7 protein-coding genes and 1 tRNA gene are annotated in these 19,277 nt (G+C 58.9%); 1 reads left to right on the top strand and 7 read right to left on the bottom strand.

Going from position 1 to position 19,277, the window contains the following annotated elements:
- Positions 1-127 precede the first annotated feature (127 nt).
- From ACU6HM_RS16175 to hemA, 5 genes are all read right to left on the bottom strand, one after another.
- Complete coding sequence (locus tag ACU6HM_RS16175) at positions 128-709, bottom strand: UbiX family flavin prenyltransferase (protein WP_009464105.1); 582 nt, start codon at positions 707-709, stop codon at positions 128-130.
- On the bottom strand, positions 706-1,032 hold the full coding sequence (grxD, locus tag ACU6HM_RS16170; protein ID WP_003804985.1) for a Grx4 family monothiol glutaredoxin: 327 nt from the start codon (positions 1,030-1,032) through the stop codon (positions 706-708). The genes ACU6HM_RS16175 and grxD overlap by 4 nt, the downstream gene beginning before the upstream one ends.
- Positions 1,033-1,053: 21 nt before the next feature.
- Positions 1,054-1,920 (bottom strand): peptide chain release factor N(5)-glutamine methyltransferase, encoded by an 867-nt coding sequence (gene prmC / locus ACU6HM_RS16165; protein WP_009464102.1) that lies wholly within the window; start codon positions 1,918-1,920, stop codon positions 1,054-1,056.
- Between the two features lie 2 nt (positions 1,921-1,922).
- Complete coding sequence (gene prfA / locus ACU6HM_RS16160) at positions 1,923-3,002, bottom strand: peptide chain release factor 1 (protein ID WP_009464100.1); 1,080 nt, start codon at positions 3,000-3,002, stop codon at positions 1,923-1,925.
- A 98-nt stretch (positions 3,003-3,100) separates the two neighbouring features.
- Positions 3,101-4,375: a glutamyl-tRNA reductase gene (hemA, locus tag ACU6HM_RS16155; protein WP_021447198.1), complete on the bottom strand. Its 1,275-nt coding sequence runs from the start codon at positions 4,373-4,375 to the stop codon at positions 3,101-3,103.
- 295 nt (positions 4,376-4,670) lie between these two features.
- Here hemA and ACU6HM_RS16150 point away from each other — a divergent pair.
- Positions 4,671-4,746 (top strand) — tRNA-Phe (locus ACU6HM_RS16150).
- 203 nt (positions 4,747-4,949) lie between these two features.
- Here the strand turns inward: ACU6HM_RS16150 and ACU6HM_RS16145 are convergent.
- Both ACU6HM_RS16145 and ACU6HM_RS16140 read right to left on the bottom strand, forming a co-directional pair.
- On the bottom strand, positions 4,950-5,600 hold the full coding sequence (locus tag ACU6HM_RS16145; RefSeq protein WP_128831698.1) for an RNA polymerase sigma factor: 651 nt from the start codon (positions 5,598-5,600) through the stop codon (positions 4,950-4,952).
- Positions 5,601-5,622: 22 nt separating this feature from the next.
- On the bottom strand, positions 5,623-19,230 hold the full coding sequence (locus ACU6HM_RS16140) for a filamentous haemagglutinin family protein (protein WP_446764070.1): 13,608 nt from the start codon (positions 19,228-19,230) through the stop codon (positions 5,623-5,625).
- Positions 19,231-19,277 lie beyond the last annotated feature (47 nt).

Below are 19,277 nucleotides of genomic sequence, written 5' to 3'. Positions count from 1 at the left end.
GCCTGCAAATACACAAGCGACAGACAATAAAAAGCCCCGATATAAACCGCTAGTGTCTGGAATGATATCCAGATTGTGGAGGTTTATATCGGGGCTTTTTTTGCGCCCGCTGAACGACTATCAGGCCTTAGCTCGGTTTTTGCGAACCATCCCAGCGTTCACCGGACACCTGAATATCGAACAATTCCAACACCCGCATCACCGTGTGATCGACAATATCATCGATGTTTTTGGGTCGCAGGTAAAACGCGGGCATAGGCGGGAAGATGATCCCGCCCATTTCCGTTACGGCCGTCATATTGCGCAAATGCGCCAGATTGAATGGCGTTTCACGCACCATCATCACCAAACGACGACGCTCTTTCAAGGTAACGTCGGCAGCCCGGGTAATCAGGTTGTCAGACAAACCATGCGCCACGGCGGCCAGCGTACGCATCGAGCACGGCACAATCACCATGCCCGCCGTAGGAAAACTGCCACTGGCCAAGGTTGCACCCACATCGCGGAAGCTGTGCACCTGATCGGCCAGAGCCTGAATCTCGTGCCTGCCGATATCCAGCTCATATTTGATGTTCAGCACCCCGGAGGGCGAGATCACCAAATGAGTTTCCACATCCGGACAGGACTGCAGCACTTGCAGCAGGCGCACGGTGTAGACCGCCCCGGTGGCCCCGGTCATGCCTATGACCAGGCGTCGCTTGGTGCTCACTCCAGAGCCCCAGCCTCGCGCAGCATGGTTTCCAGTTCGCCGTTTTCGTACATTTCAGACACGATGTCCGAACCGCCGACGAATTCGCCCTTGATGTACAGCTGGGGGATGGTGGGCCAGTTGGAGAAGTCCTTGATGCCCTGACGCACTTCGGCGTCGTCCAGCACGTTGACCACAACCACCTGGCTCAGGCCAACAGCGCGCAGAATCTGCACGGTGCGTGCGGAGAAACCACACTGAGGAGCTTGCGCTGTGCCCTTCATAAACAGCACAACGGGGTTTTCCGTTACGGTTTCGCGGATGAAATCTTGAACTTCACTCATGATGTTCTCTTAAGAAAAGAATTAACACTGTCCACCTGTGACCCGCCGGATTCCTGCCAGATCTTCATAACTGATGACCTGTTTGAACCCTGCCTGCCGCAGCATATTTTGCACATGGTCGGCCTGATCCCAGCCGTGCTCCATGAGAAGACTAGCACCAGGACGCAGATACGGCCCGGCTCCCTGAACTATTGTACGCAAATCCGTCAAGCCGTCAGAGCCATCTGTCAGTGCCTGACGCGGCTCGAACCGCACATCGCCCTGCGCCAGATGCTCATCATCCACTGCAATGTATGGAGGGTTGGACACGATCAGGTCAAAAGGTTCCTGGCCTGCCACGGCATCGTACCAACTCCCCAGGCAAAACTCGACTTTCCCACACAAACGCTGAGCATTTAAGCCCGCCTGCGCCAATACCAGTGTGCTGATGTCACTGGCGACCACATGGGCATCAGGACGTGCCAGCGCCAGAGAAACCGCAATGGCGCCGCTGCCACAGCCCATATCCAGAATGCGGGGAGATTGGATGTTCTGCACACGCTCCAAGGCACGCTCAACCAGGGTTTCGGTATCCGGGCGAGGAATCAGCACCGAGGGCGACACCAGAAACTCATGGCCCATGAATTCCCGCACACCGACGATATACGCCATGGGCTCGCCCGCCACACGGCGGGCTTCCAGAGCTTGATAGGCTTGGATCTTGTCCAGCGGCAACTCGTCCGTGTCGTGCGCAATCAGCCAGGAACGACCGACGCCCAGCACCTGCATCCACAGCATGTCGCGCTCCAGGCGCGGCAAGGGACTTAACGGCTGCAAGGCTCGCAAGGTACGGGGATAGTCGGCAGGCGTGGCCATTGAGGACACGGCCTGCTCACCGGATAGGTTCATGCTCACGCCTGCGCCAGATCAGCCAGCAAACCGGCCTGATGCTCGGACAGCAAGGCCTTGATCAGCTCGTCCAGATCGCCGTCCATGATGTAGCCCAGCTTGTACAAGGTCAGATTAATACGGTGATCCGTCATGCGGCCTTGCGGGAAGTTGTAGGTACGGATGCGCTCGGAGCGGTCACCCGTACCGACCAGGCTTTTACGCTCAGCGGCTTCTTTGTCAGATTGCTCACGCTGCTGCTTGTCTTTCAGACGCGCGGCCAGCACCTGCAAGGCCTTTTCGCGGTTACGGTGCTGGGAACGGTCGTCCTGACACTCCACCACCAAACCTGTAGGCAAGTGAGTCAAACGGACAGCTGAGTCCGTCTTGTTCACGTGCTGACCTCCGGCACCACTGGCGCGGAAGGTGTCCACACGCAAGTCAGCGGGGTTAATGGTGATTTCTGCCAAGCCTTCGGCTTCGGGCAACACGGCCACGGTACACGTAGAGGTATGGATGCGGCCCTGAGCTTCAGTCTCAGGCACACGCTGCACACGGTGCGCACCGGACTCGAACTTCAGACGCCCGTACACATCCTGGCCTTCAATTCGAACGATCACTTCCTTGTAACCACCCACTTCCGAATCGCTGGCAGACATGATCTCCGTACGCCAGCCGCAGTTTTCGGCATAGCGCATGTACATGCGCAGCAAATCCCCGGCAAACAAGGCGCTTTCGTCCCCACCGGCACCGGCGCGGATTTCAATAAACACGTTACGGGTGTCGTCCGGGTCGCGCGGCAGGAGCAGGATTTGCAATTCATCTTCCAGTTGAGCGATACGTTCCTTGCCCAACTTGTATTCTTCCTCGCCCATTTCCTTCAATTCAGGGTCGGACATCATGTCCTGGGCCGCTTGCAGATCGCCTTCGGCAGCCTCATAGCTTTTGAAGGCTGCTACAACAGGGTCCAGCTCGGAACGTTCGCGCGACAGTTTGCGAAACTCGTCCATATTGCTGGCAATTTCAGGCTCGGCAAGCATGGCATCAACTTCATGCAGACGGCGAGCCAATTGCTCAAGCCGACTGCGCATAGAGTCTTTCATAGGGAACAGCCTAAAGGGAAAATCAGAGGGTCTGGGCGCAGTTCAAAGCTATCGGGCTGCACCGCAGGAGAGTCGGTGAACAGACAACAGCCCAAACGCTAACGTCGACGGGTGGTCGAGGGCAACAGACGAGGCAGCAAATTCAACAATTGCTCGCGCTCGGAACCTTCACTGCGCGTCAACTCAGCCATCGGGCCGTGCATGTACTTTTGAGTCAGGCCATGCGCCAGCATTTCAATGACTTCTGCTGGATCATCGCCACGGGCCAGCATGCGGCGCGCGCGCTCCAGCTCGTGTTGACGTACTTTTTCGACCGACTGCTGCACATCCAGAATGGCCGGCACAATCGCACGGGTGCTCAGCCAGTGCATGTAATGCTGCACCTGGGTGTCGATAATGGCTTCGGCCTGAACCACAGCGGCCTGACGGGCATCGGCACCCCGTTGTACAAAGCGGCCCAGATCATCGACGGTGTACAGGTACACGTCGTCCAGGCGGCCTACTTCGGTTTCAATATCGCGTGGCACGGCCAGATCAACCATGACCACAGGGCGGTGACGACGCGAACGCACAGCTCGTTCCACCATACCCAGACCCAGAATGGGCAAGGTACTGGCCGTACAGGACACCACCACGTCAAAATCTGCCAGACGATCAGGCACATCAGCCAGCTTCATGGTGCTGGCCATGAAGCGCGAGGCCAGGCTTTCAGCCCGTTCCTGAGTACGGTTGGCGACCACGATGCTACAGGGGTTCACTGCCGCAAAGTGCGTGGCACACAGCTCGATCATTTCCCCAGCACCAATAAACAGCACTTTGGCCTGGCTCAGATCACCAAACACACGCTCGGCCAAACGAACCGCCGCCGCCGCCATGGACACCGAATGGGCGCCAATAGCGGTTTGCGTACGGACTTCCTTGGCCACCGAGAAGGTACGCTGGAACAATTGATGCAACAAGGTGCCCAGCGAGCCGGCCTCGTTGGCGGCACGCACGGCATCTTTCATCTGACCCAGAATCTGGGGCTCGCCCAAGACCATGGAATCCAGTCCGCTGGCAACACGGAACGCATGGCGCACGGCCTCGTTCTGGTTGTAGCGGTACAGATGGGGGGTCAGCTCGGCAGAGCGCAGACTGTTGAAGTCTGCCATCCATTCGGGCAGACGCTCAGCCACATGGGGCTCGGCCGCACAGTAGATCTCGGTACGATTACAGGTAGACAGAATGGCTGCTTCACGGACACCGGTGCCGAACGTGGCACGCAAGGTATCAAGCGCAGGCTTTAACACATCGATCGGAAACGCAACGCGCTCGCGCACGGCAACGGGCGCGGACACATGATTCAGACCGAAGGTTAGAACATCTACAGACATGAGCAGTACAGGCTATAGCCCTGAAAAGACCAAGACTGGCAATTTTGCAAAGGCAAAACGCATGAAATTTAAGTGATTTTACGCCGCAAGCCGCAATTTTGCCAAAAATGTTACTTGAATTGCCCTTTTGTGATTACAATTGCACTCCTTTATGCAGCCCTCTTTTCGCTGAAAAGGGCCTCCCCCTAGGGGTACGGCAAATTTGAAGTCGAAAAGATGCATAAATTTTTTGTTGTACTATGCGCACAAATTAAAAAACGTGGTATAGTTCTATTTTTACCGAGCAGTACACGTTGGCCTGGTAGCTCAGTCGGTAGAGCAGAGGATTGAAAATCCTTGTGTCGGTGGTTCGATTCCGCCCCAGGCCACCAAGAATTCAAGCAAAAAGCCCAGTCAAACGACTGGGCTTTTTGTTTTTCTACTTGCCAGATGCGCATCAAACAGCCAGAGCAACTGGATTACCCATATGCGCATGGCTCAAGCGAACACCTCTTTGCTGGGCCAATATCGAGATTCTCGATATAACGGAAGTATCGATAATCTCGATACTTGCTGTTCCAGCCCCCCGTCGCCCTCAAAATCCCACCGGCTCCGCCATCCAGCCAAACCCGGCCGTCATGGTCGGTGGTGGTTTCAGACAGGAATTGCGCCCCTGCCGCAGTTCTGTCCAATTGCCCAGCAACGCCTGTTCGCAATGCGCCTCAGCCCGGCGCAGTTCGTTGCGTGCTTTGCTGGTGGTGACGCCGAAGCGCTCAGCCACCACGCTAAGGCTTTGTTCCTCAAGGCGAGCCGCCAGAAAGATGGCGCGACGTTGGCGGGGCAGCAGCTCGATGGCGTAGATCAGGACGGACAGCAAAGATCGGCCGATCAGGCTGGACTCTGGCCCCGGCATGGGGGAAATCTGCTGATGCTCTTCCAGTTCCTCCAGGGGCACCAGCGTCCCTCTGCCGGACTCGGCGCGCCATTCATCGATCGCCAGATTGCTGGCCATACGCAGTAAATACAGGCGGGGGTTGGCGACCGGCCCGATCTCCCGGCTGCCATGCAGACGCAGCCAGGTGTCGTGCAAGGCATCCGCTGCGCGGTCGCGGCAGCGCAGGCGGATGGTCAATTGACGCAGCAGCTCTTCGTAGTGCACCTTCAGATACAAGCACAGTGAATACTGCGGCGTCACACACTCTTCATTACGCTTGCGTGTAGGCAAGGGCAGGCAAGTGGACAGCATGATCAGATCTCCCAGGCTCAAGCTACAGTGTCATCCGCCGCCGCTCCTCGGGCGTCAACCGATCCAGAGCGGATTGCGGATTGGCGCCCAGTCCCAGGACCTGCACCGTACTGTCTTGGCGATACGCAGAGGCATCTATCCTGGAAGTCGCTGGGCCTGCTCCTGATGATGTGGCCCCGCCCCCTGACTGCCCTGCATCCCCAAATCCCAGAATCTGCACAGTAATGACCGAAGGCAGATTCTGACGAGCCTGTGCACGAGCGCGGTTGACCGTATCCTGCGCCGCCGATGCGGCCGACGATGCTGTCGCGCTGGCGTTACTCAAGGCGCCTGTGTTGACGGTCGCCACCACCGGAATTCCCTTGGACTCGCCCTGTACCTGAATATTGTCTGCATTGACCACACGCAAGGCGGCGATATTGATGTCGCCCGACACGCGAATCCCTGCCTCGCCCGCGTCCACCGTTCCCAATGGCGCAATCAGATCGATATAACCTGGCGGGACCTCGGGAACCGGGTTCAAGGTAGCGATACCTGCACCGGTATTAGGCGTTGATGGTGACAAGGCCACATTGCCAAACAGATCGTAAACACGACGTTGCGGCGTGTAGACCACCGTGGTCTTGCTACCCCGACCCGCGTTAATGTCCCCTGCTGCCGACCAGGCCAGAATATTGCCGCCAAAGGTCGTAAAGACCCGGCTCTGTCCCATCAGAATGTCGCTTTGCGAGAAGAAGTTGATGTCCCCTTCCCCTTGCGTGATCACACCCGATCCCGGACCAGGGTTAAAGCCACCATCAATCCCCACCAGGGCACGCCCGCCGGGAGTCAGGATGCTGATATCACCACCAAAGTTGGTATGAATACCCGCATCCAGCACGTCGTAGAACGACACGTTGTAACCCGGACTGCCCAAGGCCTCCCACTCGGCCTTGGTGATGTAATCCAGCTTGGGAGTGGGTCGACTCTTGCCCGTCGTGTTGTTCACGTAATCCGCGTCGTAATACAGCGCACTGCTGTACATCGTCAAATCACCCGTGTAGCTCAAGGCCTTGCCTTGAGCATCCTGTTCGGGGAACAAGGTGGCAATCGCTTCACGACCACGCAAATAGCTGCCTGCGCGCTTGCTGTCACTATCGTTGTACTCACGGCCCGATGCCTTCAGCTCTGCGTAGTACACATTACGCAGATAGCTGCGTTGCTGCTCGGGCGGCAAGGCCTCGAAGAAGCTGCGGGCGTCCATACTGGCCGCATCAAAATGCAGGCCCAGGCCGTTCTTGTCGCCAAAGCGGGTGCTCAACCAATTGACCAGGTGCAGCTGGCTCTCCAGCTTGTACTCTCGCGCCAAGGGACGACTGGAGGCATTGCGGCCTTCAGCCCTGGCCTGATCGCGTACTTGGTCCAGCTCTCCCTGCTTCTCGTGCAGGAAGGCTTGTGCGCCGGCTTCATCGCCTGTGTAGCCAAACTCGCGTTGCAGCCATTGCCCCAGCGTCAGGCCACCGCTATAGATGTACAGCGCCTTGCCCTGTTGATCTGCAAACGGCAGCTCCAGATCAGCCTGATTCTCGGGGTTCAGATAGCGCGCCGCAAAGTCGTTCCAATGCGCTCCTTCGCCCATTCCGGCCGAGACCGAAATACTGGCGCCGCCACCACGACTATCGGACAAGGCACTGCTCAAGGGCCCCAGACTCTTGATCTCGCCCTTGTCAGCCAGATACACATGACGCCCGGCCGACACGTCCAGCAAACCTGGCCCCAAGATGTAGAAGCTGCTGTTACGCACGTCCCGACCCGCTTCAACAATGGAAATATCGTCTGCCCAGGCATGGGTAATCAAATTACCGCGTGTCGTCGCAGTGGCACTCTTGGCCCCTGCCACGGCATCTTTCTGCCCCAGGCGTGTGCCCGAGTCGGTAATGTCACGCCCGGCCCGAATCGCCACAGGAACCGAGCCTTCCATACGTGAGCCCTGCGAGCCCGGTGGGTATCCCAACAACACTTCCTGACCGACGCGCAAGCCAACAATGTCGCCGTTGACGGCGTAGTAACGAGCGGGCTGACGTTGAGCTGCGGCAGTACCGATATTGACCGGCGTACCAAACACAAACAAGGAACCTGTATTTTGACGGCCTCCGTACAGCGAAGTGATCGCCTTGCTGCTGACGGTGAACCAGTCGTTGAGCTTGACGGCCTCGCCATCCACGTTATGAATTATGCGGGGGTTATAGCCGTACTCGCCGCCCCCTGTCTGCGATAGCAAGCCTACAAAGGCAGGACGGAAGGGGCTGGACATGGCCGCTGCGTCTGCCGCCGAGGCCGAGAAAACGTAGCCGGCCGCCTGAATGGAGCCCCCCGCCAGGAACTGCAGTTCACCACGCCCTGTTGCGTTGACAAACTGCTCGCCCATTGGCGAAGGGGCCAGTACCGTACCAAAGCCATAACGCAATATTGAATTGCTGGGTACAGTGGCATCGCTGGCACTGGCTCCATACTGAATATTGCCGTTAGCGGCCGCCGCACGCAGGATAGAAGGATAGAAATGACCATCTGCGTTATGGGACTGGTTGCGGCCTGGGTCGCCCCAACGCGTATCCTCATACGCATTGCGCTCATCCCAGGACGTGGTGGGCGTCAGGTTGCCCCCCACACTCAACAAATCAATCGCCGTCGCCGGTGTCCACAAGGAGAACCAGGACCAACCATTGCCGTCATAGTGCTGGCCATCTACGGAGAAAGGCGTTGAGCTTAAGGACAAGGTACGCCCTGGGTCTACCGTACTGCCCAGCACCAGATCGCCCCGCGTTTGCATGCGTACTGCGGAGTCACCCAAGACCAGAATCGGACCACCTGTTGCGGTCCCTCCGCCGCTGGCATAAATATTGCCAGGACGCGTATCCATTTGATCTGTTCCACCAAAGCCCAGCTTTACCCCACCAACCGCGCCGGCATCCAGAGCAATCGCTCCTCGCAAATTCACCAAAGTGCTGTTCAGGTCATGCTCGTTCAAGCGCACATCGGGGTTCGGGTTCAGTGTGCCACCCAGGCGCAGGACCAGGTCCCCGCCACCTGTCTGTACCAGTTCGCCCCCCGAGGTGATTCGGCCTGTGCTGCCCACCACCAGATGCAAGCCCTGGCTGCGCGGCGTATGCGTCTGCTGATTCCAGCTGCTGCGAATACCGCGCTGGTTCAACATGCCGGCATCCGCCCCGGCCTCCACGGTCAAGTTGCCACCACCCAAAGTACCCACACCGGTAAAGCCGGCCAGGAAAGGATCGTTGGCAAACAACCAGGTGTCGTACTCGCTATACCCGCCATTTGCGGTACCCGCCACATATGTCCCGAAGTTGACCCACCAGGCACTGGGAGTCCCTTCCGAGGCTGACACTGCACTACCCGTTCCCTGGCGCCACAACCAGTTACCCACTGCCGTAGAAGCAATCTGCTGACGCGTGTTGTAGAAGGTGTAGCTCTGATCATTCTTGCCGTCGTTATTGCCGACCAGATCCCCCTTCACACTGCCTTGAGCACGCAGCAACACATTGCCGCCCTTTTCGGGATACCAGGCCTGATACAGGCTGTCCGCACCACCGTCGACCAGCGACTCGAAACGCTTGCCTTCCGCGCGCAAGATCGTGCCATCGAACAACTTGCCACGCGCCTGGTTATAGGCCGCCCCCATCGATGCCGACGGCGTGCCTGCGGTGTAGACCCCATACAGCGAGTTCATCTCGATGTCGCCACCAGACACCAGATCCAGATCACCCACGCCCGTACGCAGGACACTGAACAGTTGTTCACGGGCGGGCTGTTTCACGTCTTGCATCTCGGGCGGTGTAGCGGGCGAGAGCTCGGCGGCCATATCGCCCATGCCAAAAATATTCAGTTCAGTGATATCGGTGCCGATAATGCCGTACGCTTGCAGCTCTTCGATCTGCGCCTGTGTCACCTGCTCACCAGAGACAGGCACAAAGCTCAACCAATAGCCCCCCGCCAGCAACTCAATCAGCTCTTCAAAGCGGCTGACCTCTCCCCAGCCATACACCGCTGGTTTACCCGTTCCTGGAATTTCGGTTGATTTCACGCCAAGGCCAAAGTGCGTATCCGCCAGCATCAAGCGACGCTCGGTATCAATCAACGTCAAGCGATTATCCGCTGCCGAGGTATCCGCCCCGGCAACCAGACGCAAATCCCAGGACTGCGAGCCAGCGGCCAACATGGGGGCCAGAGCCAGCATGCGACCTTGCGCGTCATCCCCATCTCGAGGACGAAGATCGACCATCACGGCCCCGCCCGGCAATACCACGTCCGTCTCGGAAGGCACCAGCGCCCCTTTCTTCAAGGCAACCTGCTGGTTCAATTTCATGAGCACCGGCAAGGGCACGCCTTTGGGCCACAGAGTAGCCGCCATTTGCGCATCCTCCGGCAAACGGAAGCCCGCGGCCAACTGCATATTGGCTTGTAGTGTCACTGCCTCTTTCAAGACCGTGCCAGCGGCATAAACCACTTGCCCGGACGCATCCAGCACGGCCGCTGACAGCACCGTTCCTGCCTGCAAGGACAGGCCTTGCGCCAGACTCATCAGGCTGGGGATTACGGTGCCGCGTGGCAAGCTCATGCCCTCCACGGGCAGGTCATAGTTAACGGTACGACCGGCCGCGAACTGGGTCCCCACGTCCAGCGTGGCCATGCCGCCATGGGGGATGATGAGATCACCGCCAAAAGGCATACGACCTGCGGGCAGAACCCAGCCACCATCATCAGCCGTGACACCCAGCACGGAGGTATTGAAGCCATCCGTCAAACTGCCAAAAATCGTCAGATCTCCAGCGGCGCGCAATACCAGGGCCCCGGCCTCGCCCGAGCCATATACCGAGCTTTTCTGAGCATGAGGATTTACGCTGGCATAGCGGTAGCCCGACAGATCAATATCCCCATCTACATGCAGATCACCATCTGGATTCGTGGCGGCATTGCTGACAATCTCCACACCAGGGCGCAGGTGGAACTGATCACCATAAGCACGCAGCCCGGCCAGCTTGCCTTGCATCAAGGCCTGATTCGCCAGAGCCTTGTTGATGAAGGTTTCACTATCCAGATGCTTCTGACGCAAGTAGTCCTGATCGATACGCTGGTAGCTGCGACCATCTACCGTTTCATCGAGGCCAAGCTGCGCATCGTCGTATTGCTGGAAAGCATTGACGGCAATCGACCTCGCCCCGGTAATGTTGAGTGCACCGCGTGCATCAATATCGACATCGTTGCCCGTCGCGCCACCCAGGCGCGGTGCGTTCAGAGCGACAGTGCCGTAATTCGCATGGGAACCAGCCACACTCAGATTCATGCGCATGCCATCGGCCAGAACCAGACGACCCTGGCCCGAATCAATTTCAATGATGGCCCGGTTAGGTGCTTCAATCACTTGGCCGTAACTGTCCCTACGCAGCACACTGGCACTGGCATCCAGCACGGCGCTGCCAGTCAGGGTCACCCCTCGCTTGGCAGCCAGGCGAATGCTGCCCGCCTGCTCACCGCTGGCATCAATGGTGCCGTTGACCGTCAGGCTGCCATTGTCCACGGAGACATTGATTTCACGCGCTTTAAGCTCGTTGCCAATGAGCAGATCCCCCTGGCGCAGCTGGAAGCTGCGACCACCCCACACCGATCCTTCATTCAGACGGGCGTTAAGTCCCGCAAAGTCCGCAATCTGTTGTCCACGCAGCTCAATAAAGCCGGAGGCAAAAGGCACCAAGGTACCGCCCGCATCGTAATGCCCTGTTCCAGCTCCCGACATACGGCCACGCAAGTCCACCAAGCCGTTCAAGGCCAGGGCCGTCAGTTTGCCTGCACGATTGTGCTGGGCCGATACATCAATCAGGGACTCCGCCACTTGGATCACATTGCCGCCGCGACTCTCCAGCACAACCTCGCCACCCCAGCTGTACTTGTTCACATCAAAGAAGCCGATCGGACGCCCTGCCAGATCCAGTTGCGCACCCTCTTGCAGAACCACATCGTCCTGAGCAGACAGCTTCAGCTTGCCGCTAGGCAGCAAGGCCGCACTGTCCCAGACCAAGGACATGGCAGCATCCAGGCTCAACTCGGCTCCCAAGGCGTGCACCGCTGTGGCCAGATCAGGCTGCACCGTGCTGCTCCCCTGCGGACGAGTCACCGCAATGTTGCCACCTGCACGGATGTTGTTGACCGAACCGGCCTGTCCGGTAAACAAGGGGGTGCTGAAGTTCAGATTGCCGCCCTGATAGGTCCAGCCATTGCTGGCTGCATCCCAGGCACCACGACTGTGGTACACGGACAAGCTGCCCTTGTGATTGGCTGTGATGCGCTCGGAAGCATTCAGGTTCACGCTGCTAAAGCCCAAGGCCAGACGGTCGTGCATACCCACGGTATCGGGCTGGCTTTTCGGGCCGTAACCAAACTCAATCTGCTGAGCATCAAATACCAGACGGCCATTCCCCGTGCCCGCGCCGCCTTCCACGATGCTGCCCGCCGGTGTCGTGGCTCCGTTCCAGACCAGAATTCCGGTTTCGATACGTGCTTCACTATTTGCGTCGCCATAGCCATAAATGGCAGGTGCGCTTAACACCAGGCGCTCCAGTGCCGACTTGCCTGTCACCGGGTCCAGCGTGCTCAAATTGACATCACCATAGAAGTTGACGGAGTCACGCGCCGTCAACACCAGGTTCTCCAATGCAGGCGCCCCCATCTGGGTATCGCCGCGCAGCAAGCGCTCCAGCACACTTTGATTCAGCGTCAGACCGGAGGGCAAGATACCCGCAGCAGACGCGTCGGACAGGGCCTGCGCTCCGCCCACATTGATGCCACCCATAGCCAGCACCAGATTGCGTGTGCCATAGCGCACCGACTCATCCAGCTCAAAGGTTTTATTGGTGGCAGCAGTAATCGTGCCTTCAGAATACAAGCGGGTTTCACCCGAACAACTGCTACCGACGGCACAAGTCCCTATATGCAGAAAGCCCGCCCCTACCGTGCCCCAACTATCGTCGTTGCTGGGTGCAGTGACATCCAGCCAGCCATTGCTCAAGGCCAGAACCCCTTTCTGACCGGGCTGCAGCACATAGCCTTCGCTGGAGTCCCAGGGCGCGGCGCCTTTGCCCAAGGTGTTGATCGTGGCGCCCTGCTCAACTGTCAGGCCCTTTTCACGATTACCCACCACCAGAAATACCTGCGCAGCTTCCAGCACGGCGCCGCCGCGAATATAGATTTCATCTGTGCGCGTGTTGCCCAGACTGACACGCCAGGCATCGCGGGTCGAACCATAACCTTGCAAGGCAAACGTAGAGGTAGGTGAACCCCCGATACTGATGCCTGCCGCCCCCAGGCGATTGAGCACACCGGACTCTACCGACATACCATCAAAGCCTGCGGTCGGCGCTGCCCCATCAGCCAGCACTTCAATGCGCTGACCAGTCAGCACCACATTGCCCCCACGGCCATTCTGGGCCGGTTCAAACTTGGCAACACCGGACGCCACCTGCAAACGGTTCGCCTCCAGCTGCAGTTGGCGGGCATCTCGCTCCAGTTGAGGGCGCGGGACGCTATCACGCATGGCCCAGTCCAGCCCAAACTGCGAGTAAGACGTTTCGTTGTACTGGGAATACTGGCGCAGGGTGTCTGCCGAGGTCAGCACCACGCGCGAGGGCATGGCGTCCATGACATGGGTATTGGCGATCCCCAAACGGGCGGCCACATTGTAGGAACCATTACGCATGGCAATGGTGCCACCCATAGCCGCACTGGCACTGCCCGAACCACTGATTTCAACGCGGTAAGCACCAGGCAACAAGGCGTAGGTAGAGGGCAGCAAGGTATACGTACCTGCGGCCAGGCCCGGCACGCCCTCTCCGATATGAATCTGGCGTCCCACCATAGGATCGCCTGCACCATTGTCGGCCGCCAATGGCGCCACCACTTGCTGTACACCTGGCACGACGGCATAGACCGGGTTGCCAGAAAGCTCGGGCAGCATGAAGCCGTTATTGGTGCTCTGAATCAGGGGGTGCAGACGGGCATCCGTAGAACCACCCCGCCCAGGCAGGAAACCTGCTCCTGTCAGTTCCCCACCACCCGACAGATCCAGCAAGGCACCCTCCTGCACGTCCACGCTGGTGGCTTTCAGGCTGAGATTACCCAGCAGACCGCCCAGGCCCACATAAGGCGCATCGCTACCTGCATAGTTATAGGTCAGCCCATCCACCGTCCCGCCGTAGGGCATGATCAAACCCGCGGCACTGACCGAGGTAATGCTGCCAGGGCGCATCACCATGGAGGTTGAGGCTTGCGAGGCACCACCTACACCCACACCCAACTCCAACTGCCCCAAGGGAGCCAGCAACACACCGCCCTGATCAATATTGCCCGACATCAGGCGCAAGACACCCAAGGCAGAATAAGGCTGGGCGACAGGGCCACTGCCAATGCGCTCGATACGCAAGCTGCGCTGCGGGTCATACTGTGTCAGCGGGTTATTCCACTGATCGCGCTGGATATAACGGCCGGAAATCACCTCCGCCGTCACGCCAGTTCCCGGATAGATGCGGCCAGCCGCCAGCACCAGATCCCCTTCGGTCAGCAGCTGTGTACGATCACCGACCGCATGCTTCAAGAAACGAAGATCGTTCTGCGCGCGCAGATCCACCGTATCAAAACCGGCACGCGATACCTCGGCCTTGCCACTTTGCAAGGACCGGCCCAACGCACCGAAGGCGATCTGGTTGGCTATGTCCAGCACATTGGCGTCGATACGCAGATAGGAGTCTGGCAGCAGCTCGGGCAATCGGCCTTCATTACTGTTCAGAGCCTGAATCAGCGGAGTCACATACTTGTCGCGGGTGGGATGCGTTGCCCCTGCCAAACGGACATGAGGCGCGGCCAGCTTGACCGTAGCACCGGGCATAGAGCCAGGGGCCAAGGCAATCTTGGGGGTGGCCAGATGCAGGCTTTGGCCCATCTGCAAATCCACACCGTTTTCAATCGACAAAATGCCGTTGGACAGCAGGGCCAGATTATCAAAGCCCCCCGCCTGAATGCGGTCCACACCCAAACGAGCATGGCCGTAGACCAAACCCGCATCAGCACGACCAGCTTGCAGATCAAGCGGCAGATTCTCCAGTTGCTGCTCTTGCACCAAGGTCATTTCACGGTGTGCCAGCACGCGATCACCCGGCCCACCTGACATTTCATAGTTCGGCGACTCCAGGGCGACCGACAAGGTTCCGCCTGCCGCATTGGCACCACCGGCCCAGGCCTGCATATCGCCATCCAGATACAGTCCGTTGAAGCTGGCCAGATGAATGACACCGCCATTGGAAGCGATGGTTTGCGCGCCCTGACCAGGCATGTCCAAAGTCGCTGCGGCTCCGGATGCCAGCAGGCGCGCGCCTTCGCGCACAATGACAAAGCTGTCGATAGCCTTGACCTGCGTCGCAGCCTGCTGGTACTTGCTACCAATTTCGATACGGCCACCATTGAGCACCTTGCCGTAGCGTTGACCCTGGGTATCGACAGCCGTCATGGCCTTGCCCGACACATCCAGCACGGCATTGCTGCCCAACCAGATTGAACCGTCGTGTCCTTTGAGGTGGCGCACGTCCTCGCTACCAGCACTCAGGCCATAGATACCGATCTTGCCACCCGAGGCTCGCAAGGAGCCATCCACCGTAATCTGACCGCTGCCTTGCAAGACAATATTGCGACCATCATCTACGCTAATATGCGCCGCCTTGCCCACGGACAGGGTGGGGCCACTGGGGTCCACATCTTGCTGCTTGTACTCAAAACCTGCCGTCAAGCTCAGATCGGCACCGCCGCGCTGGCTGATCGAGCCTTTTTCGGGCGATTCGCTGAACTCGGGTGGCAACCACAGGGAGGCAACCTGGCTCAGATCCCCACCATTGGCCAGTTGACGTGCAGCGGGCAGATCCAGCTGCATGACGGGCATGTTCAGCGCCAGATTGGCCCCTTCTGCCACGGCCACGCCGTAACCGCCTATCACGTCGTAATTCGCAAACCCTTTCTGGAACAGGCTGCTGTCCAGATGCAGCATGGTCCCCACGGCCACATCCTGCGTCAAGCGCGTTCCGGCACGCAGCAAGGTGCCTGCGCTATAGCTCAAATCGGCATGAGCGACCGTGCCAGCCTTGTAAACACCGGGGGATGGCGCAATGGCAATGCCATCAGGCAGGATATCTGCCGGCACCACATAGTTGGTCGGGAAGCCGGCGGGATTCATGATCTCCATGATCACCGTTCCCGCTGGCAAGGTTGGCGCCACGCTCCAGCTATAACCGTCTACCCGCAACTGCTGGCCATTGGACAGCCAAACCGAATAACTGGAGTTCTCGTTGCTTGGCTTGGGCAAGGTCCAGGGGGTCGTCAAATGAATCCAGCTGGACTGATTGGCCTGCTCAACCTTGGGCGCCCCGCCAATAACCTCGCCAGCGGCGGCATGGGTACGCATGTAGTGGAAATCCACCGGCAAAATCGCACCAGCAGCAATGGTAAAGGCCTCGGTCGTCAGCAAATCGGCCAGAGAGCTTTGACCCGCCTGCAGGACGCCATCACTGCCCTGCACCGTGCCACCCAACACGACAGTCTCCCCGGTCTGCAAGCGCAAGGTGCCACCACCAGCCACACCATGACCACGGATTTCACCTTCGAAGACCAGTCGTCCACCTATGCCGGATACGCCGGATATATACGCATCAGCGGCCAGAGTGATATTGCCACCCTTGCCACCTAGCACCGAGCCATCGGCCATATAGGCCGCCGCCGAAGAGACGTCCAGCAGCGCGTGTTCGGCCACAGTCACATCACCGCTGCTGCGCAAAATGATTTCACCACCATTACGCCACGGCAGATAGCGCATCGCGCGGCTATCCATCTCCTGATTGCTCCAGAAGCCTCTGGTATCCAGGGTGACACCTGAGTCAATTCGTGTGGCAGCAATAGCGCCGGCTGCCACATCGGCAATCTTGCTGGATTGCCAGCCCAAACTGGCGCTGGTCCATTTATCCACCATATCACCCAGCAAAATACGGCCACCGCGCGCCGTCAGGTCAGCCTTCACATCGACCTGATTGGCATGCAGCGCGATCTCGCCACCCAGAGCAAGCTCCAGCGCGTCGTTGACTTCCACACTTTGGCTGGCATAGGCACGTAGAGCCCCCAGACCCATTTGCGTCAACCAATCGGAATCCAGGCTGATGCGAGAAGGGCCGGACGTCGCGTCGGACTGCTCCCCCCCCTCTTGCGCCTGAGCCTTGCCAATCACAATCTGCTCAACCACTGCACTGGGGCTATAGCTCAGATTCTGCGTGTCCTTGTCATAAACCGGCGTCCAGCCACCCAGAATCAGCTCGGCCCGACGCGCTACAGCCGTTTGTGACTGCTGATAGCCATCCAGCTTGGGAGCCGGTGCCTGAATCTGGCGCGGGCCCTGGTAAACCTCGGATTCGATATGCCCTTGCAGGTCCGCCGCCTTGGTCGAAATAACCAGGCGGCCCGCATCACGTCCTACCGTATAGCCTTCTTCGTAACGCTGGGTAGGAGCCAGAATCGGGTTATAGAAGCTGCGGGTTTGACCCCAGCGCGCACTGGTCTGCTCGTAACCCTTGTACAAGCCGGTGTAGAGCAAATCGCCCGGTGCACTATCGACCGTGTATAGACGGCCATCCACACCCCGCAGCCAGCTTTGACGCAGATAACCGCTTTGTACATCCAGCGTGCCGCCCGACAAGTTGACCAAGGAACCGGGGCGCGTCACCACGCTGGCACCGCTGAACTGCACGGTGCCGCCCTGGGCGGCCCACTCGCCGATACCGTGGCTGGCGACCCCCAGATAACCACCCACTTCCAGTAGCCCGCCCGCGGTGTACCAACGGTCCTTTTCATAGCCATTGGTGCCAGCAGGAACAAACACCAGGTTGCGGCGATCCAGCCAGACATCGCTGCTGCGCAGATTGTCGCCCTCGCGGTTGACCGGAGCATCGCGTTGCTCATTACCCTGAATGTTGATCATCAGGTTGTTGGCTTCCATCGCCACGCGAACACCCACATGGCCGGACACATCAATCACGGCGTCCTGACGTACCTCGCTGTTCCTGGCCGCGTCCACAAAGACCTGACCACCCGTCGCCAGCGTAAGGCTGTCGGCGTCGAAAACCACATCGCCACCGCTGGCAATCTGTACCAGCGACTGATCACGGCGGTGACGCAGGCCATCGCCTTCCTTGTCCGATTCCTTGATCAGAGCTTCGCGTTGCACATCCAGGGCGGTAGCAGCGCTTTCGTCCAGCACAATGGCTGTGACGCTATCCTTGCCCAAGGTCACGCTGGATTGAGCATCCGTCTTGTTGTTCTGCAGATGAATCGTGCCTCGGTTGTGAACCGAGGTGCTGGCCACCAGCACGCCGTCCTGGCTGATCGTGCGCCCGGCCAAGGTGATGTCGCCCGTTACGGCTTGAATCACGCCCGTATTGCGAACCAGGCCCGCCTTGTCGGATGCCCCTGCCTGAGCTACCACCGTGTTGCCACGGGTGGTGGAATTGACGTTTTCCTCTGTCCCCATCCCCTTGCGGATGATGAAGTTCTCGCCAGCGGCCAAGGCAGCCTGCCCGCCCGGGGTCGAGATACTGCCTGCATTGTGCACTTCCTGCCCCAGCAAGAGCACATAGCCCCCGCCCTGGTTCACGGTCTCGGATGCGTGTGTGCCGATACGTGCACCGGCGTGTATCTCGATCTTGCCTTGCGCATTAGTGAAGGACGCCGTGTTGGCATCCTTGCCATACAAACCTTCCTTGAATTGCTGGTCCGTGATCTTGGCGGCGGCTGTCACCAGATTGCGCACGTTCACTTGAGACGTGCCACTGAACACCACCCCGTTCTGGTTCACCACCATCACGGTGCCATCACCCTTGATGGCGCCTTGAATCTGGCTCGGGGCGGTATCCGCTCCCACAACACGGTTCAACACCGCATCGGACGCTTTTTGCTGGAACTGCACCGTGGTGTTGCGGCCCACGTTAAAGCTTTCCCAATTCAGTACGGCTTTGCTTTCGGTCTGCTTGATGGCAACGGTGTGCTGACCATTCTCTTGTGTGTACACCGGACGCTCTGAGCCGGTCCAGACGTGCAGATTGCCTGCAGCATCACGATCCCACACCCCGCCTTGCACATAACCGTCCGGCACACCGGCTTCTTTGGCAGCAGCCTCGCGCGCGGCTTTTTGTGCAGCTTGCTGAGCAGCAATCGCACTGGCGGTACGACCCAGGTTCTCGACCGAACGGGCCAATTGCTGACGTGCTTCGGCATGTTGGCGTGCCGCCGAGTTCAAAAGGCCATTGCCCGGATCAACCATTCCACCTTGTGCGCCGGAGACATTGCGCTCTACCGCTCCCCGCGACGCGAACCACGCGCCTGATACGGGCTGGGTTTGCGCATAAGCCTGCGCACTTACCCCCCCTGTAAGCAGCAAGGTCGCTATGGCTCGGGCCACCGGCGTCAGGCGATTTCGGGTCTTGTCGCGATAAGCTCTATCGACAGGGTTTCTAGGATCAGATGACTTGGAAGACAAACTGCGTAGGCGTGGCGACATTGCTTGAGTTTCCCGGCTTAAGACTGGAGGGATTTCGTATCCATATC

This window comes from Alcaligenes sp. RM2 (assembly GCF_052931795.1).
The sequence above is the reverse complement of the archived record's forward strand: the minus strand, read 5'-3'. Positions and strand labels throughout refer to the sequence as shown.

What these genes read in the sequence shown, in the direction of transcription:
- grxD (WP_003804985.1), bottom strand. Translation starts at nt 1,032, where the DNA reads ATGAGTGAAGTTCAAGATTTCATCCGCGAAACCGTAACGGAAAACCCC.
- prmC (WP_009464102.1), bottom strand. Translation starts at nt 1,920, where the DNA reads ATGAACCTATCCGGTGAGCAGGCCGTGTCCTCAATGGCCACGCCTGCC.
- ACU6HM_RS16140 (WP_446764070.1), bottom strand. Translation starts at nt 19,230, where the DNA reads ATGTCGCCACGCCTACGCAGTTTGTCTTCCAAGTCATCTGATCCTAGA.
- ACU6HM_RS16145 (WP_128831698.1), bottom strand. Translation starts at nt 5,600, where the DNA reads ATGCTGTCCACTTGCCTGCCCTTGCCTACACGCAAGCGTAATGAAGAG.
- prfA (WP_009464100.1), bottom strand. Translation starts at nt 3,002, where the DNA reads ATGAAAGACTCTATGCGCAGTCGGCTTGAGCAATTGGCTCGCCGTCTG.
- hemA (WP_021447198.1), bottom strand. Translation starts at nt 4,375, where the DNA reads ATGTCTGTAGATGTTCTAACCTTCGGTCTGAATCATGTGTCCGCGCCC.